Raw genomic sequence first — 23133 nt, 5'->3', positions numbered from 1 at the left:
TCCAACGTTAATCGGGGCAGGGTGAGTCGACCCCTAAGGCGAGGCCGAAAGGCGTAGTCGATGGGAAACAGGTTAATATTCCTGTACTTGGTGTTACTGCGAAGGGGGGACGGAGAAGGCTATGTTAGCCGGGCGACGGTTGTCCCGGTTTAAGCATGTAGGCGGAACGATTAGGTAAATCCGGTCGTTTATTAACGCTGAGGTGTGATGACGAGGCACTACGGTGCTGAAGTAACAAATGCCCTGCTTCCAGGAAAAGCCTCTAAGCATCAGGTAACATCAAATCGTACCCCAAACCGACACAGGTGGTCAGGTAGAGAATACCAAGGCGCTTGAGAGAACTCGGGTGAAGGAACTAGGCAAAATGGTGCCGTAACTTCGGGAGAAGGCACGCTGATATGTAGGTGAAGCCCCTGCGGGTGGAGCTGAAATCAGTCGAAGATACCAGCTGGCTGCAACTGTTTATTAAAAACACAGCACTGTGCAAACACGAAAGTGGACGTATACGGTGTGACGCCTGCCCGGTGCCGGAAGGTTAATTGATGGGGTTAGCGGCAACGCGAAGCTCTTGATCGAAGCCCCGGTAAACGGCGGCCGTAACTATAACGGTCCTAAGGTAGCGAAATTCCTTGTCGGGTAAGTTCCGACCTGCACGAATGGCGTAATGATGGCCAGGCTGTCTCCACCCGAGACTCAGTGAAATTGAACTCGCTGTGAAGATGCAGTGTACCCGCGGCAAGACGGAAAGACCCCGTGAACCTTTACTATAGCTTGACACTGAACACTGGTCCTTGATGTGTAGGATAGGTGGGAGGCTTTGAAGTGTGGACGCCAGTCTGCATGGAGCCGTCCTTGAAATACCACCCTTTAATGGCTGGTGTTCTAACGTAGACCCGTGATCCGGGTTGCGGACAGTGTCTGGTGGGTAGTTTGACTGGGGCGGTCTCCTCCCAAAGAGTAACGGAGGAGCACGAAGGTTAGCTAATCCTGGTCGGACATCAGGAGGTTAGTGCAATGGCATAAGCTAGCTTGACTGCGAGAGTGACGGCTCGAGCAGGTGCGAAAGCAGGTCATAGTGATCCGGTGGTTCTGAATGGAAGGGCCATCGCTCAACGGATAAAAGGTACTCCGGGGATAACAGGCTGATACCGCCCAAGAGTTCATATCGACGGCGGTGTTTGGCACCTCGATGTCGGCTCATCACATCCTGGGGCTGAAGTAGGTCCCAAGGGTATGGCTGTTCGCCATTTAAAGTGGTACGCGAGCTGGGTTTAGAACGTCGTGAGACAGTTCGGTCCCTATCTGCCGTGGGCGCTGGAGAATTGAGGGGGGCTGCTCCTAGTACGAGAGGACCGGAGTGGACGCATCACTGGTGTTCGGGTTGTCATGCCAATGGCACTGCCCGGTAGCTAAATGCGGAAAAGATAAGTGCTGAAAGCATCTAAGCACGAAACTTGCCCCGAGATGAGTTCTCCCTGAGACTTTAAGTCTCCTGAAGGAACGTTGAAGACGACGACGTTGATAGGTCGGGTGTGTAAGCGCAGCGATGCGTTGAGCTAACCGATACTAATGAACCGTGAGGCTTAACCTTACAACGCCGAAGATGTTTTGGCGAAGAGACAGATTTTCAGCCTGATACAGATTAAACAGAATTTGCCTGGCGGCTTTAGCGCGGTGGTCCCACCTGACCCCATGCCGAACTCAGAAGTGAAACGCCGTAGCGCCGATGGTAGTGTGGGGTCTCCCCATGTGAGAGTAGGGAACTGCCAGGCATCAAATTTAGTAGTAAGCCGGTGCATTAATCCGGTGGTTACAAGCAGTCTTCGGTGGAGCGGTAGTTCAGTCGGTTAGAATACCTGCCTGTCACGCAGGGGGTCGCGGGTTCGAGTCCCGTCCGTTCCGCCACTTATTAAGACATTAAGCCTGCCTTACTGGCAGGCTTAATGGCAAAAAACTTTAGGGGCGTAGCTCAGTTGGTAGAGCACCGGTCTCCAAAACCGGGTGTCGCGAGTTCGAGTCTCTCCGCCCCTGCCATATAGAATCCTTTGCTTCGGCAAAGGATTTTTTTTTGCCTGAAAGACTGTAAAAACGCCTCTTCTTACTATTCAGCCAGCATTCCTGCTGGCTGATGTATCAATCCATTACATTGATTTTTAACAGCTCTTTTATCTGCGACTGCTTATCACTGTTTTGCAGCCAAATCGCATACAGCGGTCTGGTAAGCGTGGTGGAATCCATTACGGTATGCAGCCCAGCTTTAGTGTCTGCCCAGCGAACAGGTAACCAGGTACAACCTCTCAGCAAGGGCAGTTGCTGACAGGCGATCTCTGCAGAGCTGGTCGTTAACTGTGGGACGTCATCAGGTGCAATCAAGCCCGTCTCATGCTGCTGAAAATCAGGCCCCCATTCCAGGCGCAAATAGGTCAGGTCTGCCTTCATCATCGAAGGTTCAGAGGCATAAAGCGCCAGGCCAAACTGGCCCACAATCTGGCTGCTAAATTCGTCCATCTTGGGGGCTTCGGTTGTGATAAGAAGATCAAGCTGGCGCTCATGAAGTTGCTTAACCAACGACTGCCGTTGCGCAATCCTGGCTTCAAATTGCAGGTGGCTATGAGATTGATAAAGCCGGGTAAGCCACTGACTTAGCATACATTCCCACAGGGAAGCGCTGGCCCCTATCGAGAACTCATTATGCCTCGAAGTATGTGCAACCTCTTTGCGTGCCGCCTGCCAGGTATTCATCAGCGTTTCTGCGTACGGCAGTAGTTTTTCGCCGGCGGGCGTGAGGCGGATATTGTTGCGATGGCGGGTAAAAAGATTCACACCCAGTTGATTTTCCAGCTGTCGAATACGAAAACTGACTGCTGACTGCGTCAGGTAAAGGGCTTCAGCTGCTCGCCCAAAGTGGCGTGTTCTGCTCACTTCAAGGAAAGTTTTAAGCAATTCCGTATCCACATCTTTCTCCGCAAAATTATTTGTCGTTATGATTTAAATGTTTTGTTTTACACTCTGTCAAGCGTAACTAATACTCCGCGCCATAAATAGCTCGGCCAAAGAATTAGGAGCGTGTAGGATGGCGGAAAGCTTTACGACGACTAATCGTTTTTTCGACAATAAACATTATCCGCGCGGGTTCTCTCGTCACGGCGATTTCACCATCAAAGAAGCTCAACTGCTTGAGCGCCATGGTTATGCCTTTAACGAGCTGGATCTGGGCAAGCGTGAGCCTGCTACTGAAGACGAAAAACAGTTTGTTTCTGTTTGCCGTGGTGAGCGTGAGCCGCAGTCTGAAGCGGAACGTGTATGGATCAAGTATATGGCACGCATTAAGCGTCCAAAGCGCTTCCATACGCTGTCTGGCGGTAAGCCGCAGATGGAAGGTGCAGAAGACTACACCGAGTCTGATGACTAAGATGATAAGAAGGGGCTACGGCCCCTTTTTTTATGCCAGCAACTTCTGCAGGTGCAGCAGCAAACGATCGATAGCGCGGTAACTCAGCGCCTCCTGCAAGTGTTTCCTCTCAATGTCAGTACATCCCTCCACGTCAGCAATGGTTCTGGCCACTTTTAGCAAACGTTGCCACGCACGTATAGACAGCCCAAAGCGCGTCAACGTCTCCTCAAGCCATCCTGCATCTTCACTATTAAGCGAACAAAACTGCCGGATCCCGGCATTATCAAGCCGAGCATTCAGCCTGTTTTGACGGGCGTATTGTCGTGCCTGGGCAGCGATCACCCGCCCGCGCACTTTTGCTGAGCTCTCACCCGTTATGCCCGTCTGCCTGAGCAGGCCCGGCGGCGGAAGGGGGATTTCGAGAGACAAATCGAAACGGTCGAGGAATGGGCCGGAAAGCTTTCCCAGATAGCGCAGCGTCTGCTCTGGCGTACAGCGGTTATGGTTGCCCTGATAATGCCCCGTGGGGCTGGGGTTCATCGCAGCGACCAGTTGAAACTGCGCGGGATAGCTTATTTTGGCCCGCGTGCGCGAGATATGTATTTCACCAGATTCAATAGGTTCTCTCAGTGCATCCAGCACGCGACGCTCAAACTCAGGCAACTCATCAAGAAACAGAATGCCATTGTGTGCCAGTGAAATCTCACCCGGTCCGGGGATAGACCCACCGCCGACCATTGCCGTCAGTGAAGCGCTATGATGTGGGGAACGAAAAGGGCGACGGCGCCACTGTTTATGCAACGATGCCGAACTGATGAGGCTATATATGGCGGCGCTTTCCAGCGCTTCATGATTATTGAGCGGCGGGAGCAACCCGCTCAGCCTGCTCGCCAGCATCGTTTTACCTGTACCAGGCGGGCCAATCAGCAGGAGATTGTGTCCACCTGCAGCCGTAATCTCCAGCGCCCGTTTACCTTGCTCCTGTCCCATGATCTCACTGAGATCTTCTGGCGCATCTGCTACAGCCTCGTCGCACTCCTCCGGCTCGGACAGTTCATGTCGGCCTTCCAGCCAGGCACACACTTCCTGAAGATGCCCGGCGATGAGACACCCCTTTTCGGCAATAAGACTCACTTCTGATGCGTTTTCATTGGCGACAATGATTTGCCGCCCTGCACGAATGGCTTCCAGCGCTCCCGATATCGCACCGGGAACGCCTCTCAATGCGCCTGTGAGCGCGAGTTCACCCACGAACTCGTACGAGCCTAGCCTGGTCGTAGTAAGCTGCTCAGAAGCCGCGAGAAGCGCAATTGCGATAGGTAAATCGTATCGCCCGCCCTCTTTGGGCAGATCGGCGGGGGCAAGGTTGATGGTGATCTTCTTCGCGGGGAAGGTATAACCGCTATTTATTATTGCGCTGCGAACGCGATCCCTGGCCTCTTTAACCGTCGTTTCAGGTAACCCGACAAGCGTGAGTCCGGGCAGCCCATTACTCAAATGAACCTCTACGGAAACAAGCGGTGCCTTTACCCCGAGAGCCGCACGCGTATAAACAACCGACAGTGACATTTGCACTACCTCCTGGTGTGACTATGCCAGTGCGCGTTATGCCTGTTTAGCGCTATTTAGCGAATTTACGCTGCCTGTTCAGGGATTTTAAACGCACACTGAAACTATTGCACAATCGTGGAACCCTCCTCGCAAAGCGAAAAAAACCTGTTTTGACGGTTAGCGGAGGAGTAAAAAAGTGAAAAATATTCATTTTCTAATTTCCGTATATAAAACAACGATTTTAAGAAATATGATTCGCGGGCTAACCAAATCCGTCATAAATAAATCTTGTGTTTGATTTAAAAACTGTGATAACTCTTTAGGTATTCCTTCGAACAAGATGCAAAAAGAACTGAAAATGACAGCCCTTCTACGAGTGATTAGCCTGGTCGTGATTAGCGTGGTGGTGATTATTATCCCACCGTGCGGGGCTGCACTTGGACGAGGAAAGGCTTAGAAATCAAGCCTTAACGAACTAAGACCCCCGCACCGAAAGGTCCGGGGGTTTTTTTATGACTAAAAAACGTAAATGAGGAGCAGAGAATGGCGACTAGCACAAAATTCTGTTTCTCCCGATTTATGACGGGGAACTAACTATGAATGGGGCACAGTGGGTAGTACATGCGTTGCGCGCGCAGGGAGTCGAGACAGTATTCGGTTATCCGGGTGGCGCAATTATGCCGATTTACGATGCACTGTATGACGGCGGCGTGGAGCACCTGTTGTGCCGACACGAGCAGGGCGCAGCGATGGCCGCCATCGGTTATGCCCGTGCCACCGGTAAAACCGGTGTCTGTATGGCGACCTCAGGTCCGGGCGCAACGAACCTGATCACCGGTCTGGCTGATGCACTGCTGGATTCTGTTCCCGTTGTTGCCATCACCGGACAGGTTGCCTCTCCGTTCATCGGCACCGACGCGTTCCAGGAAGTCGATGTACTCGGTTTATCGCTGGCCTGCACCAAACACAGTTTTCTCGTTCAGTCACTGGAAGAGCTGCCGCGCGTAATGGCGGAAGCATTCGAGGTTGCCAGCTCCGGTCGCCCTGGTCCGGTTCTGGTCGATATCCCGAAAGATATCCAGGTCGCACACGGCGAACTGGAGCCGCACTTCTCCACCGTTGGAAACGACGACGCGTTTCCGCATGCGGAAGTCGAAGAGGCCCGTCAGATGCTGGCGCAGGCGAAACAGCCGATGCTGTACGTTGGTGGTGGCGTAGGTATGGCGCAGGCGGTTCCTGCCCTGCGCGAATTTATCGCGGCAACGCAAATGCCTGCCACCTGCACGCTGAAAGGGTTGGGTGCGGTAGATGCCGATTACCCCTACTATCTGGGCATGCTGGGGATGCACGGCACCAAAGCGGCAAACCTGGCGGTGCAGGCGTGCGATCTGCTCATCGCCGTCGGTGCCCGTTTTGACGACCGCGTCACCGGTAAGCTGAATACCTTTGCGCCGAACGCCAAAGTTATCCATATGGATATCGACCCGGCGGAAATGAACAAGCTGCGTCAGGCGCACGTCGCGCTGCAGGGCGATCTCAACGCGCTGTTACCGGCATTGCAGCAGCCGCTGGATATCAACGCATGGCGTCAGCATACCGCCGACATGCGCACCGAGCACGCCTGGCGTTACGACCATCCCGGCGAGGCCATCTACGCGCCGCTGCTGTTGAAGCAGTTGTCCGACCGTAAGCCCGCCGACAGCGTGGTGACGACCGATGTCGGCCAGCATCAGATGTGGTCCGCCCAGCACATGACCTACACCCGTCCGGAAAACTTCATCACTTCCAGCGGGTTAGGGACGATGGGCTTCGGTCTGCCAGCCGCGGTTGGCGCACAGGTTGCCCGCCCGAACGATACCGTTATCTGTATCTCCGGTGACGGCTCCTTCATGATGAACGTTCAGGAGCTCGGCACCGTGAAGCGCAAGCAGTTACCGCTGAAGATCGTGTTGCTCGATAACCAGCGTTTAGGGATGGTTCGCCAGTGGCAACAGCTGTTCTTCCAGGAACGTTACAGTGAAACCACCCTGACCGATAACCCCGATTTCCTCACCCTGGCCAGCGCCTTCGGCATTCCTGGCCAGCACATCACCCGTAAAGACCAGGTTGAAGCGGCACTCGACACCATGCTGTCAAGCGAAGGGCCATACCTGCTTCATGTCTCAATCGACGAGCTTGAGAACGTCTGGCCGTTGGTACCGCCCGGTGCCAGTAACTCACAAATGCTGGAGAAATTATCATGATGCAACATCAGGTCGCCGTGCAGGCTCGCTTCAACCCGGAAACATTAGAACGCGTTTTGCGCGTGGTGCGTCATCGTGGTTTTCAGATTTGCTCTATGAATATGGAGACGGCCACCGACGCGCAAAACATCAGTATCGAATTAACCGTTGCCAGCCCGCGGCCGGTCGACTTACTGTTTAGTCAGTTATCAAAGCTGGTAGACGTTGCCCATGTTGCCATCTGCCAGAGCACAACCACATCACAACAAATCCGCGCTTAAGCGTGACAGGACGAAAAAATGACGACAAAAAAAGCTGATTACATTTGGTTCAACGGTGAGATGGTTCGCTGGGAGGACGCGAAGGTCCACGTGATGTCCCACGCGCTGCATTACGGTACCTCCGTGTTTGAAGGCATCCGCTGCTACGATTCTCACAAAGGGCCAGTGGTGTTCCGCCATCGCGAACACATGCAGCGTCTGCATGACTCAGCCAAAATTTATCGTTTCCCGGTTTCTCAGAGCGTGGATGAGCTGATGGAAGCCTGCCGCGACGTGATCCGTAAGAACAACCTGACTAGCGCCTATATTCGTCCGCTGGTCTTCGTGGGCGACGTCGGCATGGGCGTGAACCCGCCAGCCGGTTACAACACCGATGTGATCATTGCCGCGTTCCCATGGGGTGCCTACCTGGGTGCTGAGGCCCTGGAGCAGGGGATCGACGCAATGGTCTCTTCCTGGAACCGCGTTGCACCAAACACCATCCCGACCGCGGCGAAAGCGGGCGGTAACTACCTTTCTTCCCTGCTGGTCGGCAGCGAAGCGCGCCGTCACGGCTACCAGGAAGGTATCGCGCTCGACGTGAATGGCTACATCTCCGAAGGCGCAGGTGAAAACCTGTTTGAAGTGAAAGACGGCATTCTGTTTACGCCGCCATTCACCTCGTCCGCGCTGCCGGGCATCACCCGTGACGCCATCATCAAGCTGGCGAAAGACCTCGGTATCGAAGTGCGCGAGCAGGTGCTGTCCCGCGAATCCCTCTATCTGGCCGATGAAGTATTTATGTCCGGTACCGCGGCTGAAATCACCCCGGTGCGCAGCGTAGACGGTATCCAGGTGGGCGAAGGCCGCTGTGGCCCGGTGACCAAACGCATTCAGCAAGCGTTCTTTGGCCTCTTCACCGGCGAGACAGAAGATAAATACGGCTGGTTGGATCAGGTTAATCACTAAATATAAATTTGGGACGGCACGCACCGTCCCATTACATAGTCAGACGGGAGTAAATAAAGCATGCCTAAGTATCGTTCAGCCACCACCACCCACGGCCGTAACATGGCCGGTGCCCGCGCACTGTGGCGCGCCACCGGAATGACCGACGCCGATTTCGGCAAGCCAATTATCGCCGTGGTGAACTCCTTCACCCAGTTCGTACCGGGCCACGTGCACCTGCGCGATCTCGGTAAGTTGGTTGCCGAGCAAATCGAAGCCTCCGGCGGCGTGGCGAAAGAGTTCAACACCATTGCGGTGGATGACGGTATCGCGATGGGCCACGGGGGCATGCTCTATTCACTCCCGTCGCGCGAGCTGATCGCCGACTCGGTAGAGTACATGGTTAACGCCCACTGCGCCGATGCGATGGTCTGTATCTCCAACTGCGACAAAATCACCCCGGGGATGCTGATGGCCTCCCTGCGCCTGAACATTCCGGTGATCTTCGTCTCCGGTGGCCCGATGGAAGCGGGGAAAACCAAGCTCTCCGACAAAATCATCAAGCTCGACCTGGTCGATGCGATGATTCAGGGCGCGGACCCGAAAGTCTCTGACGAGCAGAGTGACCAGGTGGAGCGCTCCGCGTGCCCGACCTGCGGCTCCTGTTCCGGTATGTTCACGGCGAACTCCATGAACTGCCTGACCGAAGCGCTGGGTCTGTCTCAGCCGGGCAACGGCTCGCTGCTGGCGACCCATGCCGACCGTAAGCAGCTGTTCCTCAACGCCGGTAAACGCATCGTTGAACTGACTAAGCGCTACTACGAGCAGGACGACGCCAGCGCGCTGCCGCGCAGCATCGCCAGCAAAGCGGCATTCGAGAACGCCATGACCCTGGATATCGCCATGGGCGGTTCCACCAACACCGTTCTGCACCTGCTGGCCGCCGCGCAGGAAGCCGAAATCGACTTCACCATGAGCGACATCGACAGGCTCTCCCGTAAAGTGCCGCAGCTGTGTAAGGTCGCACCGAGTACCCAGAAGTACCACATGGAAGACGTGCACCGTGCCGGTGGCGTCATCGGTATCCTCGGCGAGCTGGATCGCGCCGGGCTGCTGAACCGTGACGTGAAAAACGTGCTCGGCCTGACGCTGCCGGAATCGCTGGACCAGTACGACGTGATGCTGACCAAAGACGACGCGGTGAAAAAAATGTTCCGCGCGGGCCCTGCTGGTATTCGTACCACGCAAGCATTCTCGCAGGACTGCCGCTGGGATACCCTGGACGATGACCGCGCTGAAGGTTGCATCCGCTCGCTGGAGCACGCCTACAGTAAAGACGGCGGCCTGGCCGTGCTGTACGGTAACTTTGCGGAAAATGGCTGCATCGTGAAGACCGCTGGCGTGGACGACAGCATCCTGAAATTCACCGGTCCGGCGAAGGTGTACGAAAGCCAGGATGAAGCGGTAGACGCCATCCTCGGCGGCAAAGTGGTGGAAGGCGACGTGGTGGTCATTCGCTACGAAGGGCCAAAAGGCGGGCCGGGCATGCAGGAGATGCTCTACCCGACCACCTTCCTGAAATCGATGGGCCTCGGTAAAGCCTGTGCGCTGATCACCGACGGGCGTTTCTCCGGCGGCACCTCCGGCCTCTCTATCGGCCACGTCTCGCCGGAAGCGGCAAGCGGCGGCAACATCGCCATCATCGAAGACGGCGACATGATCGAAATCGACATTCCGAATCGCGGCATTCAGCTCAAGCTGAGCGACCAGGAGATCGCGGCCCGTCGTGAAGCGCAGGAAGCGTGCGGCGATAAAGCCTGGACGCCGAAAGACCGCCAGCGTGAAGTTTCCTTCGCCCTGCGCGCCTACGCGAGCCTTGCCACCAGTGCAGATAAAGGCGCGGTGCGCGATAAATCGAAACTTGGGGGCTAACGATGGCCGAGTCGCAACCCTTATCCGCCGCCCCTGAGGGGGCGGAATATCTCAGGGCGGTGCTTCGCGCGCCGGTCTATGAAGCCGTGCAGGTCACCCCCCTGCAGAAAATGGAAAAACTCTCTTCGCGCCTGGACAACGTCATCCTGGTGAAGCGCGAAGACCGCCAGCCGGTGCACAGCTTCAAGCTGCGCGGTGCCTACGCGATGATGGCCGGGCTGACCGACGAGCAGAAAGCGCGCGGGGTGATTACCGCATCGGCGGGCAACCACGCGCAGGGCGTGGCGTTCTCGTCTGCCCGTCTGGGGCTGAAAGCGCTGATCGTGATGCCGGTTGCTACCGCCGATATCAAGGTCGACGCGGTGCGCGGTTTCGGCGGCGAAGTCTTGCTCCACGGGGCCAACTTTGACGAAGCAAAAGCCAAAGCGATTGAGCTGGCGCAGCAGCAGGGGTTCACCTGGGTGCCGCCGTTCGACCACCCGATGGTGATTGCCGGGCAGGGGACGCTGGCGCTTGAACTGCTGCAGCAGGATGCCCATCTCGACCGCGTCTTTGTCCCGGTGGGCGGCGGTGGTTTAGCCGCAGGCGTGGCGGTGCTGATCAAACAGCTGATGCCGCAGATCAAAGTCATTGCCGTGGAAGCGGAAGACTCCGCCTGCCTGAAAGCGGCGCTGGATGCCGGGCATCCGGTCGACCTGCCGCGCGTCGGGCTGTTTGCCGAGGGCGTGGCGGTGAAGCGTATTGGCGATGAAACGTTCCGCCTGTGCCGGGAATATCTCGACGATATCGTCACGGTGGACAGCGATGCCATCTGCGCGGCGATGAAAGATCTGTTCGAAGACGTGCGTGCGGTGGCGGAACCGTCCGGCGCGTTGGCGCTGGCGGGCATGAAAAAATACATCGCGCAGCACAACATCCGCGGCGAGCGTCTGGCGCACGTGCTTTCCGGTGCCAACGTGAACTTCCACGGCCTGCGCTACGTGTCCGAGCGCTGCGAGCTCGGCGAACAGCGTGAAGCGCTGCTGGCGGTGACCATTCCGGAAGAGAAGGGCAGCTTCCTGAAGTTCTGTCAGCTGCTGGGCGGTCGTTCGGTGACGGAGTTTAACTACCGCTTTGCCGATGCCAAAGACGCCTGCATTTTTGTCGGCGTGCGTCTGAGCCGCGGCGTGGAGGAGCGCAAAGAGATCCTCAACCTGCTGCATGAGGGCGGCTATAGCGTAGTCGATCTCTCCGACGACGAGATGGCGAAGCTGCACGTGCGTTACATGGTCGGTGGTCGTCCTTCGAAGCCGCTCAGGGAACGCCTGTTCAGCTTTGAGTTCCCGGAATCGCCGGGCGCGTTGCTCAAGTTCCTGCACACGCTGGGCACGCACTGGAACATCTCTCTGTTCCACTACCGCAGCCACGGCACCGACTACGGCCGCGTGCTGGCGGCGTTCGAACTGGGCGAGCACGAGCCGGATTTCGAAACGCGGCTGAACGAGCTGGGCTACGAGTGCCATGACGAAACCCACAACCCGGCGTTCCGCTTCTTCCTGGCAGGCTAAGGGCTGAGCGGCATGTAGGCCGGGTAAGCGCAGCGCCACCCGGCTTTAGTGGTTCGGCAGTATCGTCCAGAACGCATCAATAAGCGGCTCATGCAGCCGCTTTTTTTGTGCGCACACGCCAAGCTCAAACGGCGTTTTCTCGTCGCTGCGCTCTAAAATCATCACGCGATTGCGCACCGGCTCCGGGCTGTTGTCCAGCACCACTTCCGGCAGCAGCGCCACGCCGCAGCCCAGCGCCACCATCGACACCATCGCCTCATGGCCGCTGACGGTGGCGTAAATCGACGGGTTGCTGATTTTCTGACGGCGGAACCACAGCTCAATGCGGCGGCGAACCGGGCCCTGATCGGCCATGATAAACGGCACCGTGGACCAGTCCGGTTTTTCCACCGATACCTGGTTACGCACCGGGCAGGGCAGCGCCGGGGCAATCAACACCACCGCCAGATTTTCCAGCATCGAGAACGCTACCGCGCCCGGCAGGGTTTCCGGCTTCCCGGCAATGGCGAGATCCGCTTCGCCCGTCACCACTTTTTCCATCGCGTCGGCAGCGTCGCCGGTAGTGAGCTTAATTTCAACCGACGGATGCGCCGCGCGAAAGCGGTCAAGGATGGGCGGCAGATGGCTGTAGGCGGCGGTCACGGAGCAGAAAATATGCAGCTCACCGGAGAGTGACGGCCCCTGCTGATCGATAGAGTGCCGCAGCTGCTGGTACTGCAACAGCGTCTGCTGGGCAAAAATACGCAGCTCTTCGCCCGCTTCCGTGAGGGTGACGGTGCGGTTATCGCGCACGAACAGCGGCTGGCCGAGGTCTTCCTCAAGGCGCTGGATCTGGCGCGACAGCGTGGAGGGGCTGACGTGCATCGCCCGGGCGCTGCGGCCAAAGTGACGGCTTTCCGCCAGGTGCAGGAACATTTTCAGATCGCGTAAATCCACCGATTCCACTCCCTCTTTTTACATTGCATAAATTGCAATGTGACGTTGTGAATATATCAATTTCCGCAATAAATTTCCTGTTGTAATGTGGGTACATTCTCGCTGAAACGCGAACCGAAAAATAAGACACACAACATCACGAGGTATCACCCATGGCTAACTACTTTAATACACTGAACTTGCGCCAGCAGCTGGCGCAGCTGGGCAAATGCCGCTTCATGGCGCGCGATGAATTTGCCGATGGCGCGAGCTACCTTCAGGGTAAAAAAGTGGTCATCGTCGGCTGTGGCGCACAGGGTCTGAACCAGGGCCTGAACATGCGTGACTCCGGTCTGGATATCTCCTACGCACTGCGCAAAGAAGCGATTGCCGAGAAGCGCGCTTCATGGCGTAAAGCGACCGAAAACGGCTTCAAAGTGGGTACCTACGAAGAGCTGATCCCGCAGGCGGATCTGGTGGTTAACCTGACGCCGGACAAGCAGCACTCTGACGTTGTGCGTTCCGTACAGCCGCTGATGAAAGACGGCGCGGCGCTGGGTTACTCCCACGGCTTCAACATCGTTGAAGTGGGCGAGCAGATCCGTAAAGACATCACCGTAGTGATGGTGGCACCGAAGTGCCCGGGTACAGAAGTCCGTGAAGAGTACAAGCGTGGTTTCGGCGTGCCGACGCTGATCGCGGTTCACCCGGAAAACGATCCGAAAGGCGAAGGCATGGCGATTGCCAAGGCATGGGCAGCGGCGACCGGCGGCCACCGTGCGGGCGTGCTGGAATCGTCCTTCGTTGCCGAAGTGAAATCCGACCTGATGGGCGAGCAGACCATTCTGTGCGGCATGCTGCAGGCCGGTTCTCTGCTGTGCTTCGATAAGCTGGTTGAAGAGGGCACCGACCCGGCATACGCGGAAAAACTGATTCAGTTCGGCTGGGAAACCATCACCGAAGCGCTGAAGCAGGGCGGTATTACGCTGATGATGGACCGTCTGTCTAACCCGGCAAAACTGCGTGCTTACGCGCTGTCTGAACAGCTGAAAACCATCATGGCGCCGCTGTTCCAGAAACATATGGACGACATCATCTCCGGCGAGTTCTCTTCCGGCATGATGGCGGACTGGGCAAACGACGACAAGAAACTGCTGACCTGGCGTGAAGAGACCGGTAAAACCGCGTTCGAAACCGCGCCACAGTACGAAGGTAAAATCGGCGAGCAGGAGTACTTCGATAAAGGCGTCCTGATGATCGCGATGGTGAAAGCAGGCGTTGAGCTGGCGTTCGAAACCATGGTGGATTCCGGCATCATTGAAGAGTCTGCGTACTACGAATCACTGCACGAGCTGCCGCTGATCGCGAACACCATCGCCCGTAAGCGTCTGTACGAAATGAACGTGGTTATCTCGGATACCGCAGAATACGGTAACTACCTGTTCTCTTACGCCTGCGTACCGCTGCTGAAAGAGTTTATGACCACTCTGCAGCCGGGCGATCTGGGTAAAGCGATTGCAGAAGGTGCCGTGGATAACGCGCAGCTGCGCGACGTGAACGAAGCCATTCGCAGCCACCAGATCGAGAAAGTGGGTCACAAACTGCGTGGCTACATGACCGACATGAAGCGTATCGCGGTAGCGGGTTAACAACCTTGTCGGGTGGCGCTTCGCTTATCCGACCTACAAAACCGTAAGATGTAGGCCGGGTAAGGTGCAGCCGCCACCCGGCTTGTTTATTTGCGGTACAGCACTTTAATCACGTGGTAGCCGAACTGCGTGTGCAGCGGGCCGGTTGGCTCCAGCACCGGGCAGGAGAAGACCACTTTATCGAATGCCGGTACCATCTGACCCTGGCGGAATTCACCCAGATCGCCGCCGCGTTTGCCTGACGGACAGATAGAGTGCTTCTTCGCCAGCTTGCCGAAGTCGGCGCCGTTTTTGATCTGCTCCAGAAGATCCAGAGCCAGTTTCTCTTCTTTAACAAGAATATGCAGTGCTGCTGCTGTTTTTGCCATGATCGTGCCTTGAGTGGTATGGATTAGGCTCGCTATACTACCACGCTGTTATTCTCCCCTCCTGACTTTCATTGAGTGATCATTTATGCGTTTAAACCCCGGACAACAACAAGCCGTCGAATTTGTCACCGGACCGTGTCTGGTGCTGGCGGGTGCAGGATCCGGCAAAACGCGCGTTATCACCAATAAGATTGCGCACCTGATCCGCGGCTGTGGCTATCAGGCCCGGCACATTGCGGCGGTGACGTTTACCAATAAAGCGGCGCGTGAGATGAAAGAGCGTGTCGGTCAGACGCTGGGACGAAAAGAGGCGCGCGGCCTGATGATCTCCACCTTCCACACGCTGGGGCTGGATATCATCAAACGCGAGTATGCGGCGCTGGGAATGAAGTCCAACTTCTCGCTCTTCGATGACACCGACCAGGTGGCGTTGCTCAAAGAGCTCACCGAGGGGTTGATCGAAGATGACAAGGTGCTGTTGCAGCAGCTGATCTCAACGATCTCAAACTGGAAAAACGATCTGATGACCCCGGCCCAGGCCGCGGCGATCGCCAAAGGCGAACGGGATCGGATCTTCGCCCACTGCTACGGTCTGTACGATGCGCACATGAAAGCGTGCAACATGCTGGACTTTGACGACCTGATTCTGCTGCCCACGCTGCTGCTGCAGCGGAACGAAGAGGTTCGCGAGCGCTGGCAGAACAAAATCCGTTACCTGCTGGTGGATGAGTATCAGGACACCAACACCAGCCAGTACGAGCTGGTGAAGCTGCTGGTGGGGCAGCGCGCGCGTTTCACCGTGGTCGGCGACGACGACCAGTCAATTTACTCCTGGCGCGGCGCGCGTCCGCAAAACCTGGTGCTGCTGAGCAAAGATTTTCCGGCGCTGCAGGTGATAAAGCTGGAACAGAACTACCGCTCATCCGGGCGTATCCTGAAGGCAGCAAATATCCTGATTGCCAATAACCCGCACGTGTTTGAGAAGCGTCTCTTCTCCGAGCTGGGTTACGGTACTGAATTGAAGGTGCTCAGCGCCAATAATGAAGAGCATGAGGCGGAGCGCGTGACGGGTGAACTGATCGCCCACCACTTCGTCAATAAAACCGAATATAAGGATTACGCGATCCTCTATCGCGGCAATCACCAGTCGCGCGTCTTTGAAAAGATGCTGATGCAGAACCGTATCCCGTACAAAATTTCGGGCGGTACGTCGTTCTTCTCACGGCCAGAGATTAAAGATCTGCTGGCCTATCTGCGCGTCCTCACGAACCCGGATGACGACAGCGCGTTTCTGCGCATCGTGAATACGCCGAAGCGCGAGATTGGCCCTGCGACGCTGCAAAAGCTGGGCGAGTGGGCGATGACGCGTAATAAAAGCCTGTTTACCGCCAGCTTCGACATGGGGCTGAGCCAGACGTTAACCGGCCGCGGTTACGATTCGTTAACACGATTCACCCACTGGCTCGGCGAAGTGCAGCGTCTCGCGGAGCGCGAGCCGGTGGCGGCGGTGCGCGATCTTATTCACGGCATCGACTATGAGTCCTGGCTGTACGAAACCTCGGCCAGCCCGAAAGCGGCTGAGATGCGGATGAAAAACGTTAACCAGCTCTTCAGCTGGATGACCGAAATGCTGGAAGGCTCTGAAATCGACGAGCCGATGACCCTGACGCAGGTCGTCACCCGCTTTACCCTGCGCGACATGATGGAGCGCGGCGAGAGCGAAGAAGAAGCCGATCAGGTTCAGCTGATGACGCTGCATGCGTCCAAAGGGCTGGAGTTCCCGTATGTGTATCTGGTTGGTATGGAAGAGGGATTGTTACCGCACCAGAGCAGCATTGACGAAGATAACGTCGACGAGGAACGCCGCCTGGCCTACGTGGGGATTACTCGCGCGCAGAAAGAGCTGACGTTCACACTGTGTAAAGAGCGCCGTCAGTATGGCGAACTCGTCCGCCCGGAGCCGAGCCGTTTCCTGCTGGAGCTGCCGCAGGATGACCTGATCTGGGAACAGGAACGCAAAGTGATTACCGCAGAAGAGCGGATGCACAAGGGGCAGGCTAACGTGGCGAACATTCGCGCCATGCTGGCAAAAGCCAAAGAGAAAGGATAATGATGAGTAGGCCGGGTAAGGCGAAGCCGCCACCCGGCAATGTTCAGCGTATTACTTCACTTCCAGCACCCAGTGCACATAGCTCTGCCACTGGCACTCCTGCTCGATCATCTCTGCCCCAAGCGGGTGACGTTCAATCCAGTTTTCCGGCAGCGTCAGCGACAGTTTTTCGTCATCGGCCACCAGATTGATTGCAGGCAGCAAATCATCGCGACGGCGGCTGGCAAACAGAATCGCCAGACGCAGCAGGCGGCACAGATGTTCGGCCACGCGCGGCGGTACGGCGTTTTGCTGATGCAAAGATGAAAGATCAACGGCGTTGGTCTGGTTCAGCAGCAGCGTTGCCAGCAGCTTTTTCTGTGCGGGCGTGTAGCCCGGTAAATCCAGGTTGCGAACCAGATACGCTGCGTGAGCGGGGGCCTGCTTAAAATCAATGCTCAGCCCCACTTCATGCAGCGCACAGGCGCTCAGCAATAAATCGCGGCTCAGATGATCAAGATCCCAGACGTTAGCGACCTGATCGGCGAAGCGAGATGCCAGCTGCGATACGCGTCCTGCCTGATCGATATCAACCAGAAAACGACGCTGTACGTTGCGCAGGGTTCGGCTGCGGATATCCTGATCGACCGACAGATGCAGCATCCCGTAGACCAGGCCTTCGCGCAGCGCGCCGCCGGCAAGGGTCATACACTGGATGTTGAGCTCGGTGAAAATGGCGATCAGAATGGCCAGCCCGCTCGGGAAGACCAGCGCGCGTTCCAGCGTCAGGCCTTCAATTTCCAGTTCTTCCAGGCGTCCGCACTGGATGGCGCGCTGTTTTAGCTGCTGAAGTTTGGGAAGCGTAATCCGCTCGTCCATTCCCTGCGCCATCATGATTTCCTGCAGGGCCTGCACGGTCCCCGACGCACCCACGCACACTTTCCAGCCGTGATAGCGCAGTTCGTCCATCACGGGACGTAATACCTCGCGCGCGGCATTTTCTGCCTCGTCGAAGTTCTCTTTACCCAGATTACGATCGGTAAAATAGCGCTCAAGCCAGGTCACGCAGCCCATCGACAGGCTGAACAGCGACGTAGCCTGCGCGCCGGTGCCGGTCACCAGCTCGGTACTGGCTCCGCCGATATCCACCACCAGGCGGCGATCGTCACCCCCCGTGGTGTGTGCAACACCCTGATAAATCAGACGAGCTTCTTCTTCACCGCTGATAACCTGAACCGGGCAACCGAGAATCTCCTGCGCTCTGGCAATAAAATCCACGGCGTTAACCGCCAGGCGAAGTGTCGCAGTGGCGACAACGGTGATTTGGGCGTGCGGGATATCCTGCAGACGCTCGGCAAAGAGTCGCAGGCACTGCCAGCCACGTTCCATGGCTTCAGGCGAGAGGTGATTGTCGCTGCTCAGGCCCGCCGCGAGGCGGACCTTGCGCTTAATGCGCGTCAGCGTTTGTATGCTTCCCGCCACCTCGCGCACAACCAGCATATGAAAACTATTCGAACCGAGATCAATTGCCGCATAAAGCGAGGTGGAGCTGAGCATATTTTCTTAACCTGAACGACGACGATTACGCGGTGCGCCGCCTGAACGACGCGGACCATTGCCGGAGCGTGGGCGGGTAAGACGCTTAGGCGGCGGCAGTTCGCTTAACAGCGCTTCCGGATTGTATTTGCTCTGCGGAATAGAGTGACCGATGTAGGTCTCAATGGCCGGAAGGTTCAGCGCATACTCTTCACACGCAAGGCTAATAGAGTGACCGCTTGCGCCCGCGCGACCGGTACGACCGATACGGTGTACGTAGTCTTCGCAGTCGTCTGGCAGATCGTAGTTAAAGACGTGCGTTACGGCTGGAATGTGTAAACCACGTGCAGCCACGTCGGTGGCGACCAGAATATCGAGATCGCCGCGGGTAAACTCTTCGAGAATACGCAGGCGTTTTTTCTGCGCCACGTCGCCGGTCAACAGGCCAACACGGTGACCATCGGCAGCCAGGTGGCCCCAGATGTCTTCACAACGGTGTTTGGTGTTCGCAAAGATGATGGCGCGATCTGGCCACTCTTCTTCAATCAGCGTTTGCAGCAGGCGCATTTTCTCTTCATTAGAAGGATAGAAGAGCTCTTCTTTAATGCGGTGACCCGTTTTCTGCTCCGGTTCCACTTCTACGTATTCAGCGTTGTTCATCTGTTCGAACGCCAGCTCGCGAACGCGGTAGGAGAGGGTTGCAGAGAACAGCATATTCAGGCGCTGATTAGCCGGAGGCATACGGCGGAACAGCCAGCGGATGTCTTTAATGAAGCCCAGATCGTACATGCGGTCAGCTTCATCGAGCACCACAACCTGGATGGCACCGAGATTAATGTGGTTCTGTTTGGCGTAATCGATAAGACGGCCAGTGGTACCGATCAGGATATCCACACCGCTTTCCAGCACTTTCAGCTGTTTATCGTAGCCGTCGCCGCCATAGGCCAGGCCCAACTTCAGGCCGGTAGCCTGCGCCAGGGGTTCAGCGTCTGCGTGGATCTGTACCGCCAGTTCTCGCGTCGGGGCCATAATTAGCGCGCGCGGCTGGTTAACTTTGCGGTCTGCAATCGCTGGGTGAGAAAGTAAATAATGAAACGTTGACGTTAAAAACGCCATCGTTTTGCCGGTACCGGTTTGCGCCTGCCCGGCAACATCGCGACCGGCCAGCGTCAGCGGCAGCGCGAGGGCCTGAATGGGCGTGCAGTTATGAAACCCTTTATTTTCAAGGGCTTCAATCACCTTCGGGTGCAGCGCGAAGTCGGAAAACTTCTGTTCTGTTAAATGTGTTTTGCTCATAGTGTGGTAGAATATCAGCTTACTATTGCTTTACGAAAGCGTATCCGGTGAAATAAAGTCAACCTTTAGTTGGTTAATGCGACATCAACGCGTCGTTGGTGGAGACAAAACCAACGTACCAGGCTTATTCCTGTGGAGTTATATATGAGCGATAAAATTATTCACCTGACTGACGACAGTTTTGACACGGACGTACTTAAGGCTGACGGGCTGATCCTCGTCGATTTCTGGGCTGAATGGTGTGGTCCTTGCAAAATGATCGCCCCGATTCTGGATGAGATCGCCGACGAATATCAGGGCAAACTGACCGTTGCCAAGCTGAACATCGACCAGAACCCGGGCACCGCACCAAAATACGGTATCCGTGGTATTCCGACCCTGCTGCTGTTCAAAAACGGCGAAGTGGCGGCGACCAAAGTGGGCGCGCTGTCCAAAGGTCAACTGAAAGAGTTCCTCGACGCTAACCTGGCGTAAGGTTTCTCCGCTGTGCGTTCAGAGCCCCCGGCTAAATGATTCGGAACTCTGGACGCCCGGCTGAAGTCGTGCTAAGTTAGCTATGACTTCGTTTTAAACATATCTTGTTGTTTGAATCTTGTTTTACCCGATACTTCCCGTTGTTAACATGAACAGTGCGTGAAGTGGCTAAATTCCGGGCTTGTCACTCAATCCGTCTTGTCGTTTCAGTTCTGCGTTCTTTCCCTGTGACCAGACAGCGAACAGACATGAGTTGATGGCCGCTAAACAGGCATGGATGACCCTGCCATACCATTCACAACATTAAGTTCGAGAATCACCCCGAGTTTAAGAACCCACACCATTATGAATCTTACCGAATTAAAGAATACGCCGGTTTCTGAGCTGATCACTCTCGGCGAAAATATGGGGCTGGAAAACCAGGCTCGTATGCGCAAGCAGGACATCATTTTCGCCATCCTGAAGCAGCACGCTAAGAGTGGCGAAGATATCTTTGGCGACGGTGTGCTGGAGATATTGCAAGACGGATTTGGTTTCCTCCGCTCTGCAGACAGCTCCTACCTCGCCGGCCCTGACGACATCTACGTATCCCCCAGCCAAATCCGCCGTTTCAACCTCCGCACTGGTGACACCATTTCAGGTAAGATTCGTCCTCCTAAAGAGGGTGAACGCTACTTTGCGCTGTTGAAAGTCAATGAAGTTAACTTCGATAAGCCAGAAAACTCGCGCAATAAGATCCTCTTTGAGAACTTAACGCCGCTGCATGCGAACTCTCGCCTGCGTATGGAGCGTGGTAACGGTTCTACCGAAGACTTAACCGCGCGCGTTCTGGATCTGGCCTCACCAATCGGTCGTGGTCAGCGTGGTCTGATTGTGGCGCCGCCAAAAGCGGGTAAAACCATGCTGCTGCAGAACATCGCGCAGAGCATTGCTTACAACCACCCTGACTGTGTGCTGATGGTGCTGCTGATTGACGAACGTCCGGAAGAAGTGACCGAGATGCAGCGTCTGGTTAAAGGTGAAGTGGTTGCTTCTACCTTCGACGAACCAGCATCTCGCCACGTTCAGGTTGCGGAAATGGTTATCGAGAAGGCAAAACGCCTGGTTGAGCACAAGAAAGACGTGATCATCCTGCTCGACTCTATCACCCGTCTGGCGCGTGCCTACAACACCGTGGTCCCGGCGTCTGGTAAAGTCCTGACCGGTGGTGTGGATGCTAACGCCCTGCATCGTCCAAAACGTTTCTTCGGTGCTGCACGTAACGTCGAAGAGGGCGGCAGCCTGACCATCATCGCGACCGCGCTGATTGATACCGGCTCCAAAATGGACGAAGTGATTTACGAAGAGTTTAAAGGGACAGGCAACATGGAACTGCACCTCTCTCGTAAGATCGCTGAAAAACGCGTCTTCCCGGCAATCGACTACAACCGTTCCGGTACCCGTAAAGAAGAGCTGCTCACCACCCAGGAAGAGCTGCAGAAAATGTGGATCCTGCGCAAAATCATTCATCCAATGGGTGAAATCGACGCGATGGAGTTCCTCATTAACAAACTGGCAATGACCAAAACCAACGACGATTTCTTCGACATGATGAAACGCTCGTAACGCAAATAAAGCCAGCGAACGCCACGTTTTTACGTGGCGTTTTTCTTTTATGGACTATACGCTAGTACCACCTACTCCCAATTTTGACGTGTAGGTGCGACAATAAGACGATTCGTAGAGTAAAAACATTAATAGCTTGAATAATATACAAATGAGGTCACAAGAGGTTTACTTTTACCTTCGGGCTATGAGCCTTCGTGGTTATACTTCCGAGACTAACATTTGTTGAGAATCCATTGTGAACCTATTCGATACGTTTACTGATCTAACCAGTATTTTTTTATTCACCACCTGTTTTTTGTTTATTGCGCGTAAGGTGGCGAAATACGTGGGGTTAGTGGATAAACCCAACTTCCGGAAGCGTCATCAGGGCATGATCCCCCTGGTGGGTGGTATTTCCGTTTTTGCCGGCATTTGCTATGCCTTCGCAATTGCTAACTACTATGTCCCACATGTCAAATTATATCTGATGTGTTCAACGGTACTGGTTATCGTCGGCGCGCTTGACGATCGTTATGACATCAGCGTTAAAATCCGCGCCTTTGTGCAGGCGGCAGTTGGCATTGCCATGATGGTCTCAGCAAAACTCTACTTGAGTAGCCTGGGCTATATTTTTGGTTCGTGGGAGATGGTGCTCGGCCCGTTCGGATATTTTCTGACGCTTTTCGCCGTATGGGTTGCTATAAATGCCTTCAACATGGTCGATGGTATTGATGGCTTGCTGGGGGGACTCTCCTGCGTCTCGTTTGCCGCGATCGGTTTTATTTTGTGGTTTGACGGTCAATATAGTCTTGCTATGTGGTGCTTCGCCATGATTGCCGCCATCCTGCCTTATATCCTGTTAAACCTCGGTGCGCTGGGGCGTCGCTATAAAGTCTTTATGGGTGATGCGGGCAGCACACTCATTGGGTTTACCGTCATCTGGATTTTGCTGGAAACGACTCAGGGGCAAGTCCATCCTATCAGCCCTGTCACCGCGTTGTGGATTATCGCAATCCCGTTAATGGATATGGTTGCGATTATGTATCGCCGCTTGCGCAAAGGAATGAGTCCCTTCTCAGCCGACCGACAGCATATTCATCATTTGATCATGCGCGCTGGATTCACCTCCCGGCAGGCATTTGTTTTGATAACCGTGGCGGCCGCCATCCTTGCGGGAGTGGGTGTTGCCGCGGAGTATGCTCATTTTGTGCCAGAATGGGTTATGTTGGCATTATTTTTGCTAGCGTTTTTCCTTTACGGCTACTGCATTAAGCGCGCATGGAAAGTAGCGCGGTTCATTAAACGTATTAAACGCAGGATGCGTCGTAACAGTGGCAAAAACACAACATTAACTAAGTAAAACCG

Annotated in this window: 19 protein-coding genes, 2 tRNA genes and 2 rRNA genes; 17 read left to right on the top strand and 6 right to left on the bottom strand. The window is 55.5% G+C overall.

The window, feature by feature from the left end:
* From PI91_RS23590 to PI91_RS23575, 4 genes are all read left to right on the top strand, one after another.
* Positions 1-1591: ribosomal RNA gene (locus PI91_RS23590) — 23S ribosomal RNA — on the top strand; the annotation flags it as partial.
* Positions 1592-1656: 65 nt separating this feature from the next.
* A 5S ribosomal RNA gene (gene rrf, locus PI91_RS23585) occupies positions 1657-1772 on the top strand.
* 56 nt (positions 1773-1828) lie between these two features.
* Positions 1829-1905: transfer RNA gene (locus PI91_RS23580), tRNA-Asp, on the top strand.
* A gap of 53 nt (positions 1906-1958) precedes the next feature.
* Positions 1959-2034, top strand: a tRNA-Trp gene (locus PI91_RS23575).
* Positions 2035-2133: 99 nt separating this feature from the next.
* Here the strand turns inward: PI91_RS23575 and hdfR are convergent.
* Positions 2134-2955 (bottom strand): HTH-type transcriptional regulator HdfR, encoded by an 822-nt coding sequence (gene hdfR / locus PI91_RS23570; protein WP_039267214.1) that lies wholly within the window; start codon positions 2953-2955, stop codon positions 2134-2136.
* Between the two features lie 118 nt (positions 2956-3073).
* On the opposite strand from hdfR, the gene PI91_RS23565 reads away from it, so the two are divergent.
* On the top strand, positions 3074-3412 hold the full coding sequence (locus PI91_RS23565) for a DUF413 domain-containing protein (protein ID WP_008501577.1): 339 nt from the start codon (positions 3074-3076) through the stop codon (positions 3410-3412).
* A gap of 30 nt (positions 3413-3442) precedes the next feature.
* Here PI91_RS23565 and PI91_RS23560 read toward each other — a convergent pair whose 3' ends face one another.
* The gene (locus PI91_RS23560) at positions 3443-4963 is read right to left on the bottom strand and encodes a YifB family Mg chelatase-like AAA ATPase (RefSeq protein ID WP_023345102.1); all 1521 of its coding nucleotides are present in this window, start codon (positions 4961-4963) and stop codon (positions 3443-3445) included.
* A 340-nt stretch (positions 4964-5303) separates the two neighbouring features.
* On the opposite strand from PI91_RS23560, the gene ilvL reads away from it, so the two are divergent.
* From ilvL to ilvA, 7 genes are all read left to right on the top strand, one after another.
* Positions 5304-5402, top strand: a complete 99-nt coding sequence (ilvL, locus tag PI91_RS25130) for an ilv operon leader peptide (protein ID WP_001311244.1) — start codon at positions 5304-5306, stop codon at positions 5400-5402.
* A gap of 86 nt (positions 5403-5488) precedes the next feature.
* On the top strand, positions 5489-5539 hold the full coding sequence (gene ilvX / locus PI91_RS26255) for a peptide IlvX (protein WP_198527874.1): 51 nt from the start codon (positions 5489-5491) through the stop codon (positions 5537-5539).
* Positions 5540-5541: 2 nt separating this feature from the next.
* Positions 5542-7188 carry an acetolactate synthase 2 catalytic subunit gene (ilvG, locus tag PI91_RS23555; protein WP_039267213.1) on the top strand — a complete coding sequence of 549 codons (1647 nt, stop codon included), beginning with the start codon at positions 5542-5544 and terminating at the stop codon, positions 7186-7188.
* A complete protein-coding gene (ilvM, locus tag PI91_RS23550; protein ID WP_003860184.1) occupies positions 7185-7448 on the top strand; it encodes an acetolactate synthase 2 small subunit in 264 nt (87 codons plus the stop codon). The genes ilvG and ilvM overlap by 4 nt, the downstream gene beginning before the upstream one ends.
* An 18-nt stretch (positions 7449-7466) precedes the next feature.
* Positions 7467-8396: a branched-chain-amino-acid transaminase gene (gene ilvE, locus PI91_RS23545; protein WP_023326297.1), complete on the top strand. Its 930-nt coding sequence runs from the start codon at positions 7467-7469 to the stop codon at positions 8394-8396.
* Positions 8397-8456: 60 nt separating this feature from the next.
* Complete coding sequence (gene ilvD / locus PI91_RS23540) at positions 8457-10307, top strand: dihydroxy-acid dehydratase (RefSeq protein WP_039267212.1); 1851 nt, start codon at positions 8457-8459, stop codon at positions 10305-10307.
* 2 nt (positions 10308-10309) lie between these two features.
* Entirely contained in the window at positions 10310-11854 is a 1545-nt protein-coding gene (ilvA, locus tag PI91_RS23535) for a threonine ammonia-lyase, biosynthetic (protein WP_039267211.1), read from the top strand.
* 45 nt (positions 11855-11899) lie between these two features.
* On the opposite strand, the gene ilvY is transcribed toward ilvA, so the two are convergent.
* Complete coding sequence (gene ilvY, locus PI91_RS23530; RefSeq protein ID WP_023293577.1) at positions 11900-12790, bottom strand: HTH-type transcriptional activator IlvY; 891 nt, start codon at positions 12788-12790, stop codon at positions 11900-11902.
* 152 nt (positions 12791-12942) lie between these two features.
* Between ilvY and ilvC the strand changes: the two genes are divergently transcribed.
* Positions 12943-14418 carry a ketol-acid reductoisomerase gene (gene ilvC, locus PI91_RS23525; RefSeq protein WP_008501571.1) on the top strand — a complete coding sequence of 492 codons (1476 nt, stop codon included), beginning with the start codon at positions 12943-12945 and terminating at the stop codon, positions 14416-14418.
* Between the two features lie 86 nt (positions 14419-14504).
* On the opposite strand, the gene ppiC is transcribed toward ilvC, so the two are convergent.
* A complete protein-coding gene (gene ppiC / locus PI91_RS23520) occupies positions 14505-14786 on the bottom strand; it encodes a peptidylprolyl isomerase PpiC (RefSeq protein ID WP_008501570.1) in 282 nt (93 codons plus the stop codon).
* An 85-nt stretch (positions 14787-14871) separates the two neighbouring features.
* Between ppiC and rep the strand changes: the two genes are divergently transcribed.
* Positions 14872-16896, top strand: a complete 2025-nt coding sequence (gene rep, locus PI91_RS23515; protein WP_039267210.1) for a DNA helicase Rep — start codon at positions 14872-14874, stop codon at positions 16894-16896.
* 51 nt (positions 16897-16947) lie between these two features.
* Here the strand turns inward: rep and gppA are convergent, their stop codons facing one another.
* Together gppA and rhlB are read right to left on the bottom strand one after the other, a co-directional pair.
* Positions 16948-18432 (bottom strand): guanosine-5'-triphosphate,3'-diphosphate diphosphatase, encoded by a 1485-nt coding sequence (gppA, locus tag PI91_RS23510; RefSeq protein WP_039267208.1) that lies wholly within the window; start codon positions 18430-18432, stop codon positions 16948-16950.
* 6 nt (positions 18433-18438) lie between these two features.
* Positions 18439-19707: an ATP-dependent RNA helicase RhlB gene (rhlB, locus tag PI91_RS23505; RefSeq protein WP_021242834.1), complete on the bottom strand. Its 1269-nt coding sequence runs from the start codon at positions 19705-19707 to the stop codon at positions 18439-18441.
* Positions 19708-19851: 144 nt separating this feature from the next.
* Here rhlB and trxA point away from each other — a divergent pair, with 144 nt between their 5' ends.
* From trxA to wecA, 3 genes are all read left to right on the top strand, one after another.
* Positions 19852-20181, top strand: a complete 330-nt coding sequence (gene trxA, locus PI91_RS23500) for a thioredoxin TrxA (protein ID WP_006179218.1) — start codon at positions 19852-19854, stop codon at positions 20179-20181.
* Between the two features lie 345 nt (positions 20182-20526).
* The gene (rho, locus tag PI91_RS23495; protein ID WP_008501566.1) at positions 20527-21786 is read left to right on the top strand and encodes a transcription termination factor Rho; all 1260 of its coding nucleotides are present in this window, start codon (positions 20527-20529) and stop codon (positions 21784-21786) included.
* A gap of 238 nt (positions 21787-22024) precedes the next feature.
* Positions 22025-23128, top strand: a complete 1104-nt coding sequence (gene wecA / locus PI91_RS23490; protein ID WP_008501564.1) for a UDP-N-acetylglucosamine--undecaprenyl-phosphate N-acetylglucosaminephosphotransferase — start codon at positions 22025-22027, stop codon at positions 23126-23128.
* Positions 23129-23133 lie beyond the last annotated feature (5 nt).

The sequence above is a fragment of the Enterobacter sp. FB genome (assembly GCF_000805795.1).
Classification (GTDB): Bacteria; Pseudomonadota; Gammaproteobacteria; order Enterobacterales; family Enterobacteriaceae; genus Enterobacter; species Enterobacter roggenkampii.
This window is presented reverse-complemented; position numbering and strand designations above follow the sequence as displayed.

Bases quoted from the DNA above. Each gene is read 5' to 3' on its own strand.
- ilvC (WP_008501571.1), top strand. From the start codon at position 12,943: ATGGCTAACTACTTTAATACACTGAACTTGCGCCAGCAGCTGGCGCAG.
- rep (WP_039267210.1), top strand. From the start codon at position 14,872: ATGCGTTTAAACCCCGGACAACAACAAGCCGTCGAATTTGTCACCGGA.
- ilvD (WP_039267212.1), top strand. From the start codon at position 8,457: ATGCCTAAGTATCGTTCAGCCACCACCACCCACGGCCGTAACATGGCC.
- PI91_RS23560 (WP_023345102.1), bottom strand. From the start codon at position 4,963: ATGTCACTGTCGGTTGTTTATACGCGTGCGGCTCTCGGGGTAAAGGCA.
- rhlB (WP_021242834.1), bottom strand. From the start codon at position 19,707: ATGAGCAAAACACATTTAACAGAACAGAAGTTTTCCGACTTCGCGCTG.
- ilvL (WP_001311244.1), top strand. From the start codon at position 5,304: ATGACAGCCCTTCTACGAGTGATTAGCCTGGTCGTGATTAGCGTGGTG.
- ilvG (WP_039267213.1), top strand. From the start codon at position 5,542: ATGAATGGGGCACAGTGGGTAGTACATGCGTTGCGCGCGCAGGGAGTC.
- rho (WP_008501566.1), top strand. From the start codon at position 20,527: ATGAATCTTACCGAATTAAAGAATACGCCGGTTTCTGAGCTGATCACT.
- ppiC (WP_008501570.1), bottom strand. From the start codon at position 14,786: ATGGCAAAAACAGCAGCAGCACTGCATATTCTTGTTAAAGAAGAGAAA.
- PI91_RS23565 (WP_008501577.1), top strand. From the start codon at position 3,074: ATGGCGGAAAGCTTTACGACGACTAATCGTTTTTTCGACAATAAACAT.
- ilvE (WP_023326297.1), top strand. From the start codon at position 7,467: ATGACGACAAAAAAAGCTGATTACATTTGGTTCAACGGTGAGATGGTT.
- gppA (WP_039267208.1), bottom strand. From the start codon at position 18,432: ATGCTCAGCTCCACCTCGCTTTATGCGGCAATTGATCTCGGTTCGAAT.
- trxA (WP_006179218.1), top strand. From the start codon at position 19,852: ATGAGCGATAAAATTATTCACCTGACTGACGACAGTTTTGACACGGAC.
- ilvA (WP_039267211.1), top strand. From the start codon at position 10,310: ATGGCCGAGTCGCAACCCTTATCCGCCGCCCCTGAGGGGGCGGAATAT.
- ilvM (WP_003860184.1), top strand. From the start codon at position 7,185: ATGATGCAACATCAGGTCGCCGTGCAGGCTCGCTTCAACCCGGAAACA.